This window comes from Kribbella sp. NPDC048837 (genome assembly GCF_055586945.1).
Window position 1 is genome coordinate 496,052 of sequence record NZ_JBVJHF010000004.1, and the last position, 17,046, is coordinate 513,097.

The following is a 17,046-nucleotide window of genomic DNA, read 5'->3' on the forward strand; positions in this document are numbered from 1 at the left end:
TGACTTCGTTTACAACCCGGGCGTGGTCCGGCGCGTCTCCTAGGCTGAGGGGCGACGAAGGGGAGCAGGGTGCGAGCAGACGCGCGGGACAACCGGGCCCGGATCATGACCGCGGCGGACGAGGTCTTCGGGCGGTCGCCGAGCGCATCCACCGACGACGTGGCGCGGCTGGCCGGCGTCGGGATCGCGACCGTGTTCCGGCACTTCCCCACCAAGACCGAGCTGCTCGAGGCCGTGCTCGCGCTGCGGCTGGAGCGGCTGCGCGACCGGGCGCTGGAGCTGGCGGACAGCGACGACCCCGGTACGGCGTTCTTCGGTTTCTTCACCCAGGTCGTGTCGGAGGCCGCGTCGAAGCTGGCGATCGCGGAGGCGCTGACCTCGGCCGGCAAGGAGGCCGGCGAGAACACCCACGAAGCCGGCCGCGGCATGCGGGAGGCGTTCGACGGGCTGCTCAAGCGGGCACAGCACGCCGGCGCCGTGCGGACCGATACCGGGTTCGCCGAGGTCTACGCCCTGCTGATCGGCGCCTCGCGCGGCGCGACCGCGGTCGGGCTCGAGCCGGATGCGCGAGACCGGATGCTCGCCCTGATCTACGACGGACTGAAGCCGCGTTCGTGAGGCGACGATGGTGCCGTCGGCGCCGCGTCGTACTGGCGGTCGTGCTCGCCTTCGTCCTGCTGCTGTCGGCGTACCCGATCTCCTTGCGGCTGGCGTACGCCGGTGAGCCCTCAGCGGAGGCCCGGACACGGAACCACGACGCGATCTGGCTGGGCCATGCCTGGGTGGACGGCCGGAAGACGACGGCTGACGTCAGCGCGCTGGCCAAGCAGCTCGATGGCACCGGGATCCGGGACCTGTACGTGCACACCGGTCCGCTGGAGCACGACGGATCGTTGCCCTTGGCAAAGATCTCGCCGCGGGCCGCGTGGTTCGTGGCGGCGATACACGCCGCGGCCCCCGGTGTCCGGGTGCAGGCGTGGCTGGGCGACGTCGTCCAGCCGGTGAAGAACCCCGGCATGGATCTGGACGACCCGGCCGTGCGGAAGCGAGTGGTCGCGTCCTCGGCCGCCGTACTGGACCAGGGCTTCCAGGGCATCCACTTCGACTTCGAGCCGGTGCGCTCCGGCTCGAAAGGTTTCCTCGCCGTACTGGACGAAACACATGTGCTGACCGCCGGCCGCGGCGTACCCCTGTCCGTTGCGGCGGCGCAGATCGACCCACTCTGGCATCTGAACGCCTTGGGGAAGTGGTGGTCGCAGGACTACTTCGGCGAGGTGGCCCGGCGCGTCGAGCAGATCGCGGTGATGTCGTACGACACCGGCATGCCGCTGGAGTCCTTGTACGGCGGCTATGTCGCCAAGCAGACCAAGCTCGCGCTGGAGGTCACTCCCCCGTCGACGGACCTGCTGATGGGACTCCCGGCGTACTGGGAGAGCAATCCGTCGCACTGGGGCCACGCGGAGACGGTCCAGGCCGCGGTACGGGGCGCCCGCCTCGGACTGGGCACGTCGAACCGGCAGAACTTCGGTCTGGCCCTGTACGTCGACTTCACCGCCACACCGGCCCACTGGGCGGCGTACCGCGACGGCTGGTGCATCGCGCCCTAGAACGGGCCCCAGAGGATCAGCAGCAGAACGGCGCACACCACAGCGTGCAGTCCTTCAGTCGCGAGGAAAGGCGTGGCTCGACGTCGGCCCGGCGGCGTGGAGAGACCATGACGCGCTCTGACCCGCAGAGTCTCCAGTACGGCGGCCACCCGCATCGCCTGCCCTGGCGCAAGCCCTCCGATCACATGCCACTCGCCACCTGATCGCACCGTCACCCGGTCGCCGGAAACCTCGACCGAATCGACGGACTGCCACGCCTGCACCCGATCGAACCAGCCCGCTCGCACCCGCAGCTCGGTCGCCGACGCGACCACCCGGTAGAAGATGTGCTCGTTCAGGTAGCGGATCAGATAGCCGGCCCCCACGATGAGGCCGATCCCCGGAACCCGTTCGCCCCAGATCGCCAGTGCTGCCACAGCAATCGGCGCGGCCACCAGGACACCGGCCAGGGCCGGCCGGTACCACCAGGCGACCGGCTCCAGCGGCACGGTCCAGGGCAGGTCGGGGACCTCCCGAGCCGGATCCACCAGCCTGGCCTCGGTTGTGGGACGTGGGCTGTCATCGGCGCCGAGGTCCAGGCTGTCGACGGACTCCCGGCCCCACGGCGTACGGCGGGGTCCGCGCAGCGGCGCGATCGGCCGGAGTGGAACGTCGCCGATCAGGATCGTCGGCCAGCTGCCCTCGGCGAGGTCACCGACCAGCAAGGCGTCACCCCGGTAGCGCCGCAGCGTGTGGGTCCACTCCTGGCGGACCGCTGCCGGAGCGTCGTCCTCGTCCTCCAGACCGTCCATGGCGGCGAACAACCGCTCGTCCGCCTCCTCGTCGTCCAGCTCGAGGTTCGCGAAGCCGAGGAGCACACCGTCGGTGGAGCTGATGGCGAAGACCGCCGAAGCGTCCGGAGCGATCCGGACCGGCAGGGCCTCCGCCCTCCAGGCCTGACGCGGACGAGCACGGCGACGCCCTAGGTCGCGGAGCACCAAGAGGATCGCCAGCGCCCAGGCACCGCCGGCGACCGTGTACCACGGGGTGTAGTCCGAGGGCTCGGCCTGCAACCGGATCCAGTCGCGGTCGACGGGATCGATGAGCACCGGAACCATCGTCCCGGGCGGGTAGTCGTCGATGACAGTGACCGTGCTGGTGCTGCCGTCCGGCAGCTTGAGCCGCAGATCGCCGTCGTCGGTGTAGCCGCCGGCCACGGCCGTCTGCTCGATCGCCCGCCAGATGTGCGCTTCCTCCCGCTGGGTCTGCCAGTTCATCACGCCGAGGGCAGCCGCTCCCACGAGCACCAGTACGCCGGCGACGCCGAGCCGGCCGGTGAAGCCGGGCGGCCGCGCGGCCGGGACCATCACCGGTCTCCTCGGCAGCCCCGCGGTCAGAGCCCGCTGCCGGCGATGGCTGAGGACCAGCCAGATCAGCAGGACCGCGCAGCCGGCGGCGTACACCGTCCACGCGGTCCGTGCACCGGCCACATCGTCGTACCGCAGCTCCAGGACGAGGAACACCAGTCCGGCGGTCCCAGCCAGGGCGGGCTGCCACCACCACAGGACCAGCGAGGCGAAGCAGGCGATCAATGCCAGCGAGAACGTCCGGTCCGGGCCGCAGACCGTCGGATCGGTGACCGAGCACGGCCGATCGTCCGATGCGATCGACACGACGAGTGCCGCGACCCACCCGACCGGCATGAGCCAGCGGTAGAGCCAGCTGGGTACGACGGTGCCGGCCCAGCGGGCAGCCAGCTCAGCTGTCATCCGAGTTCCCCCCTCGACGATGTGGGAGAACCTTAATGGTCAGCGAGCGCGTTCGACCCGGCCTTCGTCCCAGACCGGTTCGTCGGACTCGTAGACCGAGCCGTCGGCGCCGAAGACGAGGTGCCGGTCGAAGCCACGGGCGAACCAGCGGTCGTGGGTGACCGCCAGGACAGTGCCGTCGAACGAGTCCAGACCTTCCTCCAGGGCCTCCGCCGACTCGACGTCGAGGTTGTCCGTCGGCTCGTCGAGCAGGAGCAGCGTCGCGCCGGACAGCTCGAGCAGGAGGATCTGGAACCGGGCCTGCTGCCCGCCGGACAGACTGTCGAAGCTCTGCTCGGCCGCGTGAGCCAGCTCGTACCGGTCCAGTTTCCGCGAGGCCAGCTCGCGACCCATGCCCTCGCGGTGCTCGTCACCGCGGTGCAGGATCTCCAGCAAGGTCCGGCCGACCAGCTCCGGGTGCTCATGGGTCTGCGCGAACCAGCCCGGGCGTACGCGCGCACCGAGCTTGGCGTTGCCGGTGTGCGCGACCGGCGCGATCTCCACGTCGCCGATCGGCTGGTGCTCCACGTCCGGGTCCGACCCGCCGTTGGCGAGCAGCCGGAGGAAGTGCGACTTCCCCGAGCCGTTCGATCCGAGTACCGCGACGCGTTCGCCGTACCAGACCTCCAGGTCGAAGGGCTTCATCAGGCCGGTCAGCTCCAGGCGGCTGCAGACGACCGCACGCTTGCCGGTGCGGCCGCCGGTCAGCCGCATGCTGACCTTCTGCTCGCGCGGCAGCGCCTGCGGCGGGCCGGCCTCCTCGAACTTGCGCAGCCGGGTCTGCGAGGCCCGGTAGCGCGAGGCCATGTCGGAGTTGTACGCCGCCTTCTGCTTGTACATCAGCATCTGGGCCCGGAGCTTCGCGTGCTCCTCGTCCCACCGCTTGCGCAGCTCCTCGAACCGCTCGAACCGGTGCTGCCGGGCCTCGTGGTACGTCCGGAAGCCACCGCCGTGCGTCCAGGCATTGTTGCCTGCGGCACCTAGCTCCACGGTGACGATCCGGGTGGCGGTGTTGGCCAGCAGCTCGCGGTCGTGGCTGATGTAGAGCACGGTCTTGTCGGTGCTGCGGAGCTGGTCCTCCAGCCACCGCTTGCCGGGCACGTCGAGGTAGTTGTCCGGCTCGTCGAGCATCAGGACCTCGTCCGGGCCGCGCAGCAGGGCCTCCAGGACCAGGCGCTTCTGCTCACCGCCGGACAGCGTCTTCACCTCGCGCCAGCGGCAGCGGTCGAACGGTACGCCGAGGGCGGCCGTCGTACACACGTCCCAGAGGACCTCGGCGTCGTACCCGCCGACCTCGCCCCAGTCCGCCACCGCCTGGGCGTACTTGAGCTGGGTCTTCTCGTCGTCGGCCTCCATCATCGCCAGCTCGGCCTTGTCCAGCTTGGCGGCGGCCTCCCGGATCGCGTCCGGCGCGACGCCGAGCAGCAGGTCCCGCACGGTCGACGAGTCCCGGACCGAGCCGACGAACTGGCGCATCACGCCCAGCCCGCCGGACCGCGAGATGCTGCCGCTGTGCGGTTTCAGGTCGCCGGCGATGATCCTGGTCAGCGTCGTCTTGCCCGAGCCGTTCGCCCCGACAAGGGCGACCTTGGCCCCGTCCCCGACCCGGAACGTGATGTCGTCCAGCAACACCCGCCCGTCCGGCAGCTCGTAGCCCACCCCGGCGACATCCACGTGACCCATCCCACCAGTCTGACGGCCGAGCCCCCGGCAAGCGAACAGTTATCGTGGGCGATCGTGCGAACGAACCCGGGGACCGCGCGATGGTGACGGCCGTCGGCGTCCATCCGGACTCGTTCGAGTACCAATGGGTGGCGGCCATCGTTCGAGCCACCGAGCAACGCGCCGGTGTGGCCTCGCGGTGGAACGGTCAGGTCTTCGTCGAGCCGGAGCACGCCGGCTCCGCGCTGGAGGACGGCGGCCTCGCGGTCAGCCGGGAGATCCTGGACCTGGCCGCCAAGGCGTACCGCGGCGAGCAGCTGGACGAAGGTGAGCTCGACGAGCTCCGGTCCGGCGTGGCGACCGTCGTCCACGAGTCCAAGCACCTGACCAGCTGGCCCGGCGACCTGGAGGCTCCCGAGGCGGCCGAGCTGTACGCACCGGACGTGGTGTCGCTGGAGGAAGGGCTGGCCGAGGACTTCGCGCAACGGACCACCGACGACGTGATCCGGGACATCCGGATGGACCAGGTCGTGCCAGGTCTGGTCGGCCGCGAGCAGGACGACAGTTCGCCGGCGTACACGGCCGGCACCGACCAGATCGTCAACGGTCTCGCCGAACTCGGCCGGACCGACGCCGACTACGTCCGGCAGAACCTGTCGGCCACCGGCCGCGCCCAGCGCTGGAACGCGGCGGCCGACTTCGTGATCAACCAGCGCCTGGGCGGTCTGATGCCCGAGGAGCACCGGGCCGCGGTGCGCGGGCAGTTGGTGCAGGCGATGCGCTCGAACTTCGCTCCGCTGAAGGCGGTGCACGACTCCGAGCGGGACGAGGTCTCGAAGGCGATCACCGGTCATGAGATCGGACAGCAGACGGTCGCCGCGGTGAACGGCACCCTCAACCACGTCGAGCAGCACTACCGCGACTGGCAGAACGAAGCGCGTCACCTGCAGCAGTTCCTCGGCGAAGGCCACCCCGGCCAGACCAACGGACAAGCGGCCGCGGCGGCCGCGCCGGTCACCAGTCCTTCAAGGCACTTAGATAGGTCCCGCCCGGCGGACGGACCGTCCCGGTCATGAAGAGCTTCAGCGGAGCGGCGTACAGGCCGTAGGTGTGGGTGCCGGTGAAGAAGCCGGCCGACTCACAGCCGTCGTACTCGACCCAGATCTCACGGATGCCTGCCGCCGTGTCGAACCGCAGCACGATCGCCTCCGACGGTTTCGCGGTCTGCGGCGCACACTTGAACACCGGCAGCGCCGGGTTGCGTTCCGGCAGCACCTTGATCGCGTCGACCACCTGCTGCGCGACCTCCGCACTGAACCCCTGCTGTCCGAGCAGAGCACCCGTGGTGAGCTGGTAGCGGCATGCCTGCAGCCCGAGCACCGGAGTGTTCAGGTCGAGCCCGGCCGGTACGGCGTTCGGCCCGTCGGCCTTGAGAATCGGGTGTTCGGCCGGACAGCTCACTGCGGCCTTCGGCGGAACCAGACCCTGCGTCCCCTTGTCGGCGCTGGACGCCTCACTCTGGCCGCTGCTGTCGCTCGAGTTCGAGGCGACCGGTGCGCCACCGCCGGCCAGGTTCCACACTCCGCCGATGGCAACCGCCACCACCACGGCCGCAGCGGCCATGGTCCGCGCCTGCCGCCGCTTGCGGACCCGCCGCCGCGCCTCGGACGCCATCCCTCGGCCCCGCAGCTCACCGGCGCTGTCGGCCTGGCTCTGGAACGCTGACGCGATCTTGGGGCCGAGCTCCTGCTCAGGATCGTGCTCAGGCATCTTCGGCTCCTTCCGTGCTCAGCGTGGTCTTCAGTGCCGCGAGGGCTCGATGGACGTGCGACCGGGCGGTCGCCTCGGCGCAGTGCAGCAGCGCACCGATCTCGGCGTACGAGAGCTCCTCGTAGAAGCGCAGTACGACGGCCGCCCGCTGCTTGTCCGGCAGCGTCGCGCACAGTTCCCAGACGGCGTCGGACTCGGCCCGCGCGGCCGTCCCGTCGGGCGCGGCCAGGGCGGTCCGGACGGGATCGTCCGTCGGCGCCTCGCGCCGGCGGAACCGCCGCCACCAGGAGATGTGCGCGTTCACCACCATCCGTTTCACGTAAGCCTCGGGATCGTCGGCGCGGCTCACCCGGCTCCACCGGGCACAGGCCGTCGTCAGGGCATCCTGGACAGCGTCCTCCGCCAGGCTCTTGTCGCCTGTGAGGACATAGGCGAACCGCAGCAGTGCATCTGCCTTCTCGGTCACCCACAGCTCGAAGTCGAGCGAGTCTGTCCGTGCCTCCGCTGCCGCCAAGGCTGCCTCCATACCCTCAGGACGGCGCTGGTCCCGCGTTCGTTGCACGCAGGACCCGGAACCCCTTCGCGCTGCCGACCCGCTCGCAGGGGTAGCCCTGCTCGGTCATCCAGCGCTGCAGCGAGTCGCCACCGAGGTTCTTGCCGACGACGAACCATGCCACGCCACCGGGGGCAAGGCGAGCCAGCCAGTGCAGCAGCATCTTGTGCAGCTCGGGCTTGCCGATGTGGATCGCCGGGTTCGACCAGATCTGGTCGAAGACCACCTCCGCCGGTACGCCGTCCGGCAGCACCGGGTGCACGCGGTCCGCCACTCCGGCCTTCCGCGCGTTCTCCCCGGTCAGCTCGAGCGCCCGGGTGTTCACGTCGACCGCCCAGACGGTCGCCTCCGACTCCACGGCCAGTGCGCACGCGATCGGCCCGTAGCCGGTCCCCAGGTCGAGGAACGTGCCGGAACCGGTCGGCGGATCCACCTCGCGCAGCAACACCGCCGTACCTATGTCGAGGCGGTCCCGGGAGAACACTCCGGTCGCGGTGGTGAACGTGTACTCGCGTCCCCAGATCCGGGCCTCGACAGTACGGCGTACGTCCGCGGAGCCGGGCTCCGCGGAGAAGTAGTGGTCAGCCACGCTGGTGCACCTCTCCCCTGACCTGACGGGCCTGCAGAGCCCGAGCGGCCAGCTCTTCATCGGCCGGGTAGCGCACTTCCTCCAGTGTGAGCCCGTGCGCGGGCAGCACGGACACCGCCGAGTCCCGCACCTTCCCGGCCAGTACGGCGGCCGGCCAGTCGACGTCACGCCGTCCGTCACCCACGGGGATCATCGAGCCCACCAGAGCACGGACCATCGAGTGACAGAAGGCATCCGCGATCACCGTGCCCTCCAGCCGGCCCGGAGCCGTGCGCCGCCACGAGTACTCCAGGAGCGCCCGTACCGTGCTGGCGCCCTCCCGCTTCTTGCAGAAGGCCGCGAAGTCGTGCTCACCGAGCAATTCGGCGGCGGCAGCATTCATCCGATCCACGTCCAGTGGGCGGCCCACTCGCAGGACCTGACCCCGGGTGAGCGGGTCCCAGCCGGCCGGGTCGTCACACAGGCGGTACACGTACCGACGGGCCAGGGCGGAGAATCGGGCGTCAAAGCCCTCTGGAGCCGCTCTGACGGCCGTGACAGCCACATCCGCTGGCAGGACACCGTTCAGGCTTCTGAGCAGCCTCAGCGGCTCTACAGCGCCTTCGACATCCACATGGGTGACCTGACCGCGAGCGTGTACGCCGGTGTCGGTCCGGCCGGCGCACGTCACGGTCAGCGGTTCGGGCAGCCGCAGGACGACGCGGAGGGTCTCCTCCAGCACACCCTGCACGGTCCGGAGGCCCTCCTGACGAGCCCAGCCGTGGAAGGCCGTTCCGTCGTACCTCAGGTCTATCCGCCAACGCACACGGCAATCTAACGCAAACAGCGCCCCTCACCGTGCGGTGAGGGGCGCTGCGTGGAGCTGAGGTGTTACTTGTCGTCCTCGGACGTGTCGTCCTCGGTCTCGCCGGCCTTGGTGAAGCCGGCCGCCTCGGCGTCCGCCTCGGTCTTGAACCAGACCTCGGCCTCGGTCTGCTCGTACCACGGGGACTCGGTGGTGTGGTACTTCATCGAGTTCTCGTTGCCCTTGATGTCGAAGCCGGCCGGCGCGGAGCCGTCGGCGTTCGGCGCGGCCGAGCCCTCGTACTTGCCCGCGACAACATCCTGGACCTTCTCGTCCTGGACGTCCTCGACCTTGTCCTCCGCCTGCGGGGCGGCGGCCTTCTTGGCCGGCGCCTTCTTGGCGGCGGTCTTCTTCGCCTTCGGCGAGTCGGCCAGCGCCTCGACCAGCTCGATCTTCACCATCGGGGCGTTGTCGCCCTTGCGCGGGCCGAGCTTGGTGATCCGGGTGTAGCCGCCCGGACGGTCGGCGTACCGCTCGCCGATCTCGGTGAAGAGCACGTGCACGACGCTCTTGTCCTTGATCCGCTTCATCACCTGGCGGCGGGAGTTCAGGTCACCACGCTTCGCCTTGGTGATCATCGACTCCGCCAGCGGCTGCAGGCGCTTGGCCTTGGCCGCGGTGGTGGTGATGGCGCCGTGCTCGAACAGCGACGTCGCGAGGTTGCTGAGGATCAGCTTCTCGTGCGCCGGGCTGCCGCCCAGCCGGGCACCCTTGGTGGGGGTAGGCATCTCTTACTCCAGAAAGGATTTCAGGCCAGCGGCCCGGGGGTTCAGTACTGCTCGGTCTCGGCGAAGCTCTCGTCGTCGTCCTCGGACTCGGTGCCGTAGGCCTCGGCGGCCGCGCGCAGGTCGAAGCCAGGGGGCGAGTCCTTCAGCGACAGGCCCATCTCGGCCAGCTTCAGCTTGACCTCGTCGATCGACTTGGAGCCGAAGTTGCGGATGTCCAGCAGGTCCTGCTCGCTGCGCGAGATCAGCTCACCCACGGTGTGGATGCCCTCACGCTTGAGGCAGTTGTAGGACCGGACGGTCAGCTGCAGGTCCTCGACCGGCAGCGCCAGGTCGGCGGCCATCTGCTCGTCCACCGGCGACGGGCCGATGTCGATGCCCTCGGCTTCGACGTTCAGCTCGCGGGCCAGGCCGAACAGCTCGACCAGCGTCTTACCGGCCGACGCGACGGCGTCGCGGGGCAGCATCGACGGCTTGGTCTCGACGTCGACCACGAGGCGGTCGAAGTCGGTGCGCTGCTCGACACGGGTCGCCTCGACCTTGTAGGTGACCTTGAGGACCGGGGAGTAGATCGAGTCGACCGGCATCCGGCCGATCTCGGCGTCGGCGGACTTGTTCTGGATCGCCGACACGTAGCCGCGGCCCCGCTCGACGACCAGCTCCATCTCGAGCCGGCCCTTCTCGTTCAGGGTGGCGATCTTCAGGTCCGGGTTGTGCACCTCGACGCCGGCCGGCGGCGCGATGTCGGCGGCGGTGACGTCACCGGGGCCCTGCTTGCGCAGGTACATGGTGACCGGCTCGTCGTGCTCGGAGGAGACGACCAGGTCCTTCAGGTTCAGGATCAGCTGGGTGGCGTCTTCCTTGACCCCGGCAACGGTCGAGAACTCGTGCAGGACGCCGTCGACCTTGATGCTGGTCACGGCGGCACCGGGGATGGAGGACAGCAGGGTCCGGCGGATCGAGTTGCCGAGGGTGTAGCCGAAGCCAGGCTCGAGCGGCTCGATCACGAACCGCGAGCGGTGCTCGTCGACGACCTCTTCGGTCAGGGTGGGGCGCTGTGCGATTAGCAACTTCTTGTTCCTTCTCTGTCGCGACGACCACTATTTGAGGTCGCGATGGGTGAAGCGCCGACCGGTCCGGCCGGCGGCCCGGAGGCCACCGGCCGGAACCGGATCAGTTCTTCGAGTAGAGCTCGACGATCAGGTGCTCGGCGACCTGGGTGTCGATCTGCTGCCGGGTCGGCAGCTGGTGGACGAGGATGCGAAGCCGCTCGGGCATCACCTCGAGCCAGGCCGGGACGACGCGCTCGGAGTGCGTCTCCCGGGCGATGATGAACGGGGTCGTCTCGACCGACTTCGCCTTGACATCGATGATGTCGTGGGCGGCCACCCGGTACGACGGGATGTTCACCTTGACGCCGTTCACGGTGAAGTGACCGTGTACGACGAGCTGACGGGCCTGCCGACGGGTCCGGGCCAGGCCGGCGCGGTAGACCACGTTGTCCAGCCGGGACTCCAGGATGATCAGCAGGTTGTCACCGGTCTTGCCGGAGCGCCGCGAGGCCTCCTCGTAGTACCGGCGGAACTGCTTCTCCAGGACGCCGTACGAGAAGCGGGCCTTCTGCTTCTCGCGCAGCTGGAGCAGGTACTCGCTCTCCTTCGGGCGGCCGCGGCCGTGCATACCCGGCGGGTACGGACGGCGCTCGAACGCCTTGTCGCCACCGACGAGGTCGACCCCGAGACGGCGCGACTTCTTGGTCATCGGTCCGGTGTAACGGGCCATGTTTCGCTACCTACCTCTCTGGGTCAGACCCGGCGCCGCTTCGGCGGGCGGCATCCGTTGTGGGCGGTCGGGGTGACGTCCTGGATGGTGCCGACCTCGAGGCCGACGGCACCCAGCGAACGGATCGCGGTCTCCCGGCCGGAGCCGGGACCCTTCACGAACACGTCGATCTTGCGCATGCCGTGCTCCATCGCCCGGCGTCCGGCGGCCTCGGCGGCCATCTGCGCGGCGAACGGGGTGGACTTGCGCGAACCCTTGAAGCCGACGGTGCCCGCGGAAGCCCACGAGATGACCGCGCCGGTCGGGTCGGTGATCGTCACGATCGTGTTGTTGAACGTGCTCTTGATGTGCGCGTGGCCGGCGGCCACGTTCTTCTTCTCCTTGCGGCGCACCTTCTTCGCGCCGGCCGCGGTGCGGCTCTTGGGAGGCATAGGTCAGTTGCTCCTGGGGTGGTCGACGGTCATCCGGGTCATCACTTCTTCTTCTTGCCGGCGATCGCCTTGCGACGACCCTTGCGGCTGCGGGCGTTGGTCCGCGTACGCTGACCACGCACCGGCAGACCGCTGCGGTGCCGGCGACCCTGGTACGACCCGATCTCGATCTTGCGGCGGATGTCCGCGGTCACCTCGCGACGGAGGTCACCTTCGATCTTGTAGTTGCCTTCGATCCAGTCCCGGAGCTTCACCAGCTCCTCGTCGCCCAGTTCGTGGACGCGCTTGTCACCGGAGATGCCGGTGGCCTCGAGCGTCTTCAGGGCGCGAGTACGGCCTACACCGAAGATGTAGGTCAGAGCGACCTCGATGCGCTTGTCGCGCGGCAGGTCGACTCCTACGAGGCGTGCCATGTGGCGGTGTTCCTTTCGTCGGCAGAGGTGTGGTGGCGCGCCGCGTCCCCGCCCGCCTCGGTGAGTGCTGCTTCACCGGCAGGGCCCCGGCCTCTGTTCCGGGGGCGACGTACCGGCGGTGTGCCGGTACGAGCGTGCGCGCTGTGGTGCGCAAGTGCTGTGTACTGCTGAAGAGCTTGGTCAGCCCTGCCGCTGCTTGTGCCGCGGGTTCTCGCAGATCACCATGACCCGGCCGTGACGGCGGATCACCTTGCACTTGTCGCAGATCTTCTTGACGCTCGGATTGACCTTCATCGAGCTTCTTTCTTCGACAGGTGTTGGTGTGGTCCTACTTGTACCGATAGACGATCCGACCCCGGGTGAGGTCGTACGGCGACAGCTCCACGACGACCCGGTCCTCGGGGAGGATCCGGATGTAGTGCTGCCTCATCTTGCCGCTGATGTGCGCGAGCACCTTGTGCCCGTTGGACAGCTCAACACGGAACATCGCGTTCGGCAGGGCCTCAACGATGGTGCCCTCGAGTTCGATGACTCCCTCTTTTTTGGGCATGTCCTCGCACTTCTGTAGACGACGTACTGAAAAGGTGGGTACTACCGGCTCGGCCCGGGCTCTAGTGCCCTCCTGACACGAGGTCAGGCAGCCGCGGGCACAACGAGACAGAGGCTACAAAGAGCCAAGGAAAGAGTGTACGCCACTCACCCACACGAAACCCAATCGAGCCCCTCGGTCACGAATGGGTGGCGGCCCACTGCTCCCCCTCGCGCCAGATCTGCTGGGGCATCAGGTCCAGAAGGTCACAGACCGCATCCAGCTGTGCGAGCGCTGTAGTGGAATCGCGGTACGCCGGGAGGATCGCGACGAACCGCCGCCCCTCGCAACTGAAGCCGAACGGCGGCACCTGGGCCAGCGCCTCGACCGCCCGCGGGTGCAGCACCGCCTGCGCGTGGTCCTCGCGGCCGTTGAACAGCTGGTAGTGCCCGGGCAGCCCGTCCACGTCCAGCCTGAGCGGCAACAGACTGGCGGCGGCCAGCGGAGCCAGCGAGGCCGGCAGCACCTGCAAAGGCGGCAGCGGCCGGTCCACCTGCAGATCGAGGAAGTCGAAGCCGAGCTCGCGACGTCGCACCTTGTGCCGGAAGCGCCCGGTCCAGAACTCCCGCCCGCGGTGCCGCCCGGTGGTCACGTCGACGACCGTGGCCTTCGGATCCGTGCTGAACGGCGGGAACGGCCAGCGCTCCACCAACTCCGAGCCGGAGGCGTTGGTCCGCCAACCGAGCTGCCCGGCCGCGTCAGCCCAGGACTTGCGCTGCCGGCTGTCGGCCACCCGCATGGCCAGCGTGAAGATCACCAGCACCAGGAACCAGCCCAGCACGAACCAGCCCACCCACCGCGGCTCCAGCACCAGGCCGACCAGCACCAGCGGTACGGCGATGGCGAACCAGATCAGGTAGACGAGCGCGGACCCCTGCCGCAGCTGCCACGCCAAGTCCGGCCGCAGACGCGGACCGACCACGCGGCGACTGACCGGGGCCGCTGTCAACGGCGCTTCCCGAGGTTGCCCAGGGCGATGATCGCCCACGGGATCAGCAGCCAGACCGGCCAGAAGTGCGGCCAGTGCCCGCCGTTGCCGAGGCCGATGACGAACCAGATCACCACGTTGATGACGACGACCCCGGTGAACCCGCCACCCAGCGCGGCCAGCCCGTGCCGGTGCGGACGGGCGTCCTTCTTCCGCTCCGGGAAGTCACCCGGCGCCGGCGCCGGCTTGGTGTCCTGGACCACCTCGGGGGTCTGGTACGTCCGCACCGGAGGCAGGTCACGCACCAGCGGCTCGAGCTCGCCGTAGGTCTGGACGGTGTAGAGCTGATCCAGGCGGGAGGTGAACTCGGGCTGATCCAGCCGGCCGTCCGCGAACGCGTCCCGCAGCCGCCCGGCGATCTTGTCCCGGTCGGCTTCGGTGAATCGCTGGTGCGGCTGGTACTGAGGCATGTCTCAAGTGTGCCTCAGCCCCGGTTCGCCTGGCGTCCCCCGATGGGTGGACCCACCCGGTCCGTCAGTCGGCCAGCGCGCCGAACTTGACGCCGAGCTCGGCCAGCTCGGCCTCGCCGCCGTCGAGGGCGGTCAGCACCCACGGCCCCTGCGGGGTCAGCGTGAAGGTGTGCTCGGTGTGCGCGGCGACCTTGCCGTCGTCGGTGACGACCGTCCAGTCGTCCTCGAGCGTGTGGTTGTCCTGCCGGCCGAGCGTGAGCATCGGCTCGACCGCCAGCGCCATCCCCTCGACCAGCTTGGGCCCGCGGCCCGGGCGGCCGAAGTTCGGAACGTTCGGCGGCTGGTGCATCGCCGACCCGATCCCGTGCCCGACGAAGTCCTCGACGATCCCGTACGACGACGTCGCCCGGACGTGCTGCTCGACCGCGGCGGAGATGTCCGTGAGCCGGCCGCCGAGCTTCGCGGCGGCGAACCCACGCCACATCGACTCCTCACAGACCCGGGCCAGCTCGAGCAGCTCGGCATCGGCCTCGCCGACCGGCACCGTGATCGCGGCGTCGCCGTGCCAGCCGTCCACGATCGCGCCGCAGTCGATCGAGATCAGGTCGCCGTCGGCGAGCACCCGGTCACCGGGGATGCCGTGCACGATCTCGTCGTTCACCGACGCGCAGATCGAACCGGTGAAGCCGTGGTAGCCCTTGAAGGACGGGATCGCGCCGGAGGAGCGGATGTTGTCCTCGGCGATCGCGTCCAGCTCGCCGGTGGTAATACCGGCCCGGACCGCACCGCGGAGCAGTTCCAGCGTGCGGCCGACGACCAGGCCGGCCGCACGCATGGAGAGGATCTGTTCGCGGGTCTTGATCTCGATCCCGCGGTCCTTAAAGATCACCGCACCTCATCCGTCGACGTCACTCCGTGATCGTCTTCAAGGCGGCGAGCACGCGCTCGCTCACCTCGTCGATCTCGCCGACACCGTCGACCTCGACCAGCAGGCCGCGCTGGGCGTACACCCGCAGCAGCGGCTTGGTCTCGGCGGTGTAGACGTCCTGCCGGTGCCGGATGACCTCTTCGGAGTCGTCCGTACGCCCGTCGGTCTGGGCCCGCTTGAGCATCCGTCCGACCAGTACGTCGGTGTCGGCGACCAGCGCCACCACCGCGTCCAGCTTGTGGCCGTGGTCGGCCACGATGTCGTCCAGCGTGCCCACCTGGGCCAGCGTGCGCGGGTAGCCGTCGAGCAGGAACCCGTCGCCCGCGTCGGCCTCGGACAACCGGTCCCGCACCATCGCGTTGGTGACCTCGTCCGGGACGTAGTCACCGGCGTCCATGTAGCGCTTCGCCTCGAGCCCGAGCGGCGTCTCGTCCTTGACGTTCGCACGGAAGATGTCGCCGGTGGACACGGCCGGGATATTCAGGCGTTCCGCAAGCACCTTTGCCTGCGTGCCCTTGCCCGCCCCGGGCGGACCCATCAGCAACATTCTCATCAGCGCAGGAACCCTTCGTAGTTTCGCTGCTGCAGCTGACTCTCGATCTGCTTCACCGTGTCCAGTCCGACGCCGACCATGATCAGGATCGACGTACCACCGAACGGGAAGTTCTGGTTCGCGTTCAGCAGGACGAGCGCGACCAGCGGGATCATCGAGATCGCCGCGAGGTAGATCGCGCCTGGCAGCGTGATGCGGGACAGCACGTAGCCCAGGTACTCCTCGGTCGGCCGTCCCGCCCGGATCCCGGGGATGAAGCCGCCGTACTTCTTCATGTTGTCTGCAACTTCCTTCGGATTGAAGGTAATCGAGACGTAGAAGTACGTGAAGAAGATGATCAGGGCGACGTACGTCACCATGTAGATCGGGTGGTCACCCTTGACCAGGTTGCCCTGGATCCAGTTCGCCCAGGGTTTGCCCTGCTGGAACTGACTGATCAGCACCGGCAGGTAGAGCAGGCTGGAGGCGAAGATGACCGGGATCACCCCGGCCTGGTTGACCTTCAGCGGGATGTACGTCGAGGTGCCGCCGAACATCTTGCGGCCGACCATCCGCTTCGCGTACTGCACCGGGATCCGGCGCTGGGCCTGCTCGATGAAGATGACCGCGGCCATGATCACCAGGCCGATCGCGACCACCACCACGAAGGTGGGGATGCCCTTCTCCTTGCGGATGTTCCACAGCTGGGTCGGGAAGGTGGCGACGATCTGGGTGAAGATCAGGATCGACATGCCGTTGCCGACGCCACGGTCGGTGATCAGCTCGCCCAGCCACATGATCACGCCGGTGCCGGCGGTCATGGTGAGCACTATCACGGTGATCGTGAACCAGTCGTCCTTGTACAGCAGCGGCTCCTGGCAGCCCTGGAACAGGCGGCCCGGCGTCCGGGCCAGCGCGACGAACGCGGTGGACTGCAGGATCGCCAGCCCGACGGTCAGGAACCGGGTGTACTGGGTGATCTTGGCCTGTCCCGCCTGGCCTTCCTTCTTCAGCGACTCCAGCCGCGGGATCACCACGGTGAGCAGCTGCAGGATGATGCTGGCGGTGATGTACGGCATGATGCCGAGCGCGAAGATCGCGAGCTGCAGCAGCGCGCCGCCGGAGAACAGGTTGATCAGGTTGTAGAGGTTCGCGTTCGCGCCGCCCTGCGAGATCTTGATACAGGTGTGCAGGGACTGAACGTTCACGCCCGGGGCCGGCACGACCGAGCCGATCCGGAAGATCACGACGATGAAGAGCACGAACAAGATCTTCCGGCGCAGGTCCGGAGTCTTGAACGCGTTGGCAAAGGCGCCTAACACCCTGTCCTCCCACATGTTTCCTCTGCCCCGGGCAGGGCAGCGGCCTAGCAAAGCAGCTGGGCAAGAGACGAACCAGGGCTCGTCCGACCGGCGCAGGATATCAAGCGCCGTACC

20 protein-coding genes and 1 pseudogene are annotated in these 17,046 nt (G+C 68.8%); 3 read left to right on the forward strand and 18 right to left on the reverse strand.

All coding sequences use genetic code 11. The features are described from left to right. Positions 1–69 precede the first annotated feature (69 nt). Together ACZ6O0_RS22465 and ACZ6O0_RS22470 are read left to right on the forward strand one after the other, a co-directional pair. Complete coding sequence (locus ACZ6O0_RS22465; protein ID WP_465766906.1) at positions 70–618, forward strand: TetR/AcrR family transcriptional regulator; 549 nt, start codon at positions 70–72, stop codon at positions 616–618. Further along, positions 615–1,607, forward strand: a complete 993-nt coding sequence (locus tag ACZ6O0_RS22470) for a glycoside hydrolase family 18 protein (RefSeq protein WP_465766907.1) — start codon at positions 615–617, stop codon at positions 1,605–1,607. The genes ACZ6O0_RS22465 and ACZ6O0_RS22470 overlap by 4 nt, the downstream gene beginning before the upstream one ends. On the opposite strand, the gene ACZ6O0_RS22475 is transcribed toward ACZ6O0_RS22470, so the two are convergent. Both ACZ6O0_RS22475 and ACZ6O0_RS22480 read right to left on the reverse strand, forming a co-directional pair. Then, on the reverse strand, positions 1,604–3,355 hold the full coding sequence (locus ACZ6O0_RS22475; RefSeq protein ID WP_465766908.1) for a hypothetical protein: 1,752 nt from the start codon (positions 3,353–3,355) through the stop codon (positions 1,604–1,606). The genes ACZ6O0_RS22470 and ACZ6O0_RS22475 overlap by 4 nt on opposite strands. 39 nt (positions 3,356–3,394) lie before the next feature. Continuing rightward, positions 3,395–5,077: an ABC-F family ATP-binding cassette domain-containing protein gene (locus ACZ6O0_RS22480; protein WP_465766909.1), complete on the reverse strand. Its 1,683-nt coding sequence runs from the start codon at positions 5,075–5,077 to the stop codon at positions 3,395–3,397. A gap of 80 nt (positions 5,078–5,157) precedes the next feature. On the opposite strand from ACZ6O0_RS22480, the gene ACZ6O0_RS22485 reads away from it, so the two are divergent. Continuing rightward, positions 5,158–6,132: a hypothetical protein gene (locus ACZ6O0_RS22485; RefSeq protein WP_465766910.1), complete on the forward strand. Its 975-nt coding sequence runs from the start codon at positions 5,158–5,160 to the stop codon at positions 6,130–6,132. Here ACZ6O0_RS22485 and ACZ6O0_RS22490 read toward each other — a convergent pair. From ACZ6O0_RS22490 to secY, 16 genes and pseudogenes are all read right to left on the reverse strand, one after another. After that, positions 6,071–6,826 carry a hypothetical protein gene (locus ACZ6O0_RS22490; protein WP_465766911.1) on the reverse strand — a complete coding sequence of 252 codons (756 nt, stop codon included), beginning with the start codon at positions 6,824–6,826 and terminating at the stop codon, positions 6,071–6,073. The two genes, ACZ6O0_RS22485 and ACZ6O0_RS22490, sit on opposite strands and share 62 nt — an antisense overlap. After that, positions 6,819–7,340 carry a SigE family RNA polymerase sigma factor gene (locus ACZ6O0_RS22495; RefSeq protein ID WP_465766912.1) on the reverse strand — a complete coding sequence of 174 codons (522 nt, stop codon included), beginning with the start codon at positions 7,338–7,340 and terminating at the stop codon, positions 6,819–6,821. The genes ACZ6O0_RS22490 and ACZ6O0_RS22495 overlap by 8 nt, the downstream gene beginning before the upstream one ends. Positions 7,341–7,356: 16 nt before the next feature. Beyond that, positions 7,357–7,968: a class I SAM-dependent methyltransferase gene (locus ACZ6O0_RS22500; RefSeq protein ID WP_465766913.1), complete on the reverse strand. Its 612-nt coding sequence runs from the start codon at positions 7,966–7,968 to the stop codon at positions 7,357–7,359. Next, positions 7,961–8,773 carry a tRNA pseudouridine(38-40) synthase TruA gene (truA, locus tag ACZ6O0_RS22505; protein WP_465766914.1) on the reverse strand — a complete coding sequence of 271 codons (813 nt, stop codon included), beginning with the start codon at positions 8,771–8,773 and terminating at the stop codon, positions 7,961–7,963. The genes ACZ6O0_RS22500 and truA overlap by 8 nt, the downstream gene beginning before the upstream one ends. 65 nt (positions 8,774–8,838) lie before the next feature. Next, a complete protein-coding gene (rplQ, locus tag ACZ6O0_RS22510) occupies positions 8,839–9,540 on the reverse strand; it encodes a 50S ribosomal protein L17, sunset domain variant (protein WP_465766915.1) in 702 nt (233 codons plus the stop codon). Positions 9,541–9,581: 41 nt separating this feature from the next. Further along, a pseudogene (locus tag ACZ6O0_RS22515) lies at positions 9,582–10,610 on the reverse strand (DNA-directed RNA polymerase subunit alpha); the annotation flags it as partial. Positions 10,611–10,710: 100 nt separating this feature from the next. Beyond that, positions 10,711–11,319, reverse strand: a complete 609-nt coding sequence (gene rpsD / locus ACZ6O0_RS22520) for a 30S ribosomal protein S4 (protein WP_360364083.1) — start codon at positions 11,317–11,319, stop codon at positions 10,711–10,713. A gap of 23 nt (positions 11,320–11,342) precedes the next feature. After that, positions 11,343–11,750 carry a 30S ribosomal protein S11 gene (gene rpsK, locus ACZ6O0_RS22525; protein ID WP_012923659.1) on the reverse strand — a complete coding sequence of 136 codons (408 nt, stop codon included), beginning with the start codon at positions 11,748–11,750 and terminating at the stop codon, positions 11,343–11,345. A 41-nt stretch (positions 11,751–11,791) separates the two neighbouring features. After that, positions 11,792–12,163, reverse strand: coding sequence for a 30S ribosomal protein S13 (gene rpsM, locus ACZ6O0_RS22530; RefSeq protein ID WP_012923660.1), 372 nt, complete (start codon positions 12,161–12,163; stop codon positions 11,792–11,794). 180 nt (positions 12,164–12,343) lie between these two features. Continuing rightward, complete coding sequence (gene rpmJ / locus ACZ6O0_RS22535) at positions 12,344–12,457, reverse strand: 50S ribosomal protein L36 (RefSeq protein ID WP_008361054.1); 114 nt, start codon at positions 12,455–12,457, stop codon at positions 12,344–12,346. Positions 12,458–12,491: 34 nt separating this feature from the next. Next, positions 12,492–12,713 carry a translation initiation factor IF-1 gene (infA, locus tag ACZ6O0_RS22540; protein ID WP_012923661.1) on the reverse strand — a complete coding sequence of 74 codons (222 nt, stop codon included), beginning with the start codon at positions 12,711–12,713 and terminating at the stop codon, positions 12,492–12,494. A 178-nt stretch (positions 12,714–12,891) separates the two neighbouring features. Next, positions 12,892–13,674 carry a hypothetical protein gene (locus ACZ6O0_RS22545; protein WP_465766916.1) on the reverse strand — a complete coding sequence of 261 codons (783 nt, stop codon included), beginning with the start codon at positions 13,672–13,674 and terminating at the stop codon, positions 12,892–12,894. Between the two features lie 23 nt (positions 13,675–13,697). Next, the gene (locus ACZ6O0_RS22550; protein ID WP_465766917.1) at positions 13,698–14,150 is read right to left on the reverse strand and encodes a DUF1707 SHOCT-like domain-containing protein; all 453 of its coding nucleotides are present in this window, start codon (positions 14,148–14,150) and stop codon (positions 13,698–13,700) included. Between the two features lie 64 nt (positions 14,151–14,214). Beyond that, positions 14,215–15,039 (reverse strand): type I methionyl aminopeptidase, encoded by an 825-nt coding sequence (gene map, locus ACZ6O0_RS22555; protein ID WP_465766918.1) that lies wholly within the window; start codon positions 15,037–15,039, stop codon positions 14,215–14,217. Positions 15,040–15,058: 19 nt separating this feature from the next. Further along, on the reverse strand, positions 15,059–15,631 hold the full coding sequence (locus tag ACZ6O0_RS22560; protein WP_465766919.1) for an adenylate kinase: 573 nt from the start codon (positions 15,629–15,631) through the stop codon (positions 15,059–15,061). Beyond that, a complete protein-coding gene (secY, locus tag ACZ6O0_RS22565) occupies positions 15,631–16,932 on the reverse strand; it encodes a preprotein translocase subunit SecY (RefSeq protein ID WP_465766920.1) in 1,302 nt (433 codons plus the stop codon). Before secY ends, ACZ6O0_RS22560 begins: the two co-directional genes overlap by 1 nt. Between the last annotated feature and the right edge of the window lie 114 nt (positions 16,933–17,046).

Excerpts from the sequence above, each read along its gene's own strand:
- ACZ6O0_RS22475 (WP_465766908.1), bottom strand. The coding sequence starts at position 3,355 with ATGACAGCTGAGCTGGCTGCCCGCTGGGCCGGCACCGTCGTACCCAGC.
- ACZ6O0_RS22480 (WP_465766909.1), bottom strand. The coding sequence starts at position 5,077 with ATGGGTCACGTGGATGTCGCCGGGGTGGGCTACGAGCTGCCGGACGGG.
- ACZ6O0_RS22485 (WP_465766910.1), top strand. The coding sequence starts at position 5,158 with ATGGTGACGGCCGTCGGCGTCCATCCGGACTCGTTCGAGTACCAATGG.
- ACZ6O0_RS22490 (WP_465766911.1), bottom strand. The coding sequence starts at position 6,826 with ATGCCTGAGCACGATCCTGAGCAGGAGCTCGGCCCCAAGATCGCGTCA.
- rplQ (WP_465766915.1), bottom strand. The coding sequence starts at position 9,540 with ATGCCTACCCCCACCAAGGGTGCCCGGCTGGGCGGCAGCCCGGCGCAC.
- rpsD (WP_360364083.1), bottom strand. The coding sequence starts at position 11,319 with ATGGCCCGTTACACCGGACCGATGACCAAGAAGTCGCGCCGTCTCGGG.
- rpsK (WP_012923659.1), bottom strand. The coding sequence starts at position 11,750 with ATGCCTCCCAAGAGCCGCACCGCGGCCGGCGCGAAGAAGGTGCGCCGC.
- rpsM (WP_012923660.1), bottom strand. The coding sequence starts at position 12,163 with ATGGCACGCCTCGTAGGAGTCGACCTGCCGCGCGACAAGCGCATCGAG.
- rpmJ (WP_008361054.1), bottom strand. The coding sequence starts at position 12,457 with ATGAAGGTCAATCCGAGCGTCAAGAAGATCTGCGACAAGTGCAAGGTG.
- infA (WP_012923661.1), bottom strand. The coding sequence starts at position 12,713 with ATGCCCAAAAAAGAGGGAGTCATCGAACTCGAGGGCACCATCGTTGAG.
- ACZ6O0_RS22550 (WP_465766917.1), bottom strand. The coding sequence starts at position 14,150 with ATGCCTCAGTACCAGCCGCACCAGCGATTCACCGAAGCCGACCGGGAC.
- ACZ6O0_RS22560 (WP_465766919.1), bottom strand. The coding sequence starts at position 15,631 with ATGAGAATGTTGCTGATGGGTCCGCCCGGGGCGGGCAAGGGCACGCAG.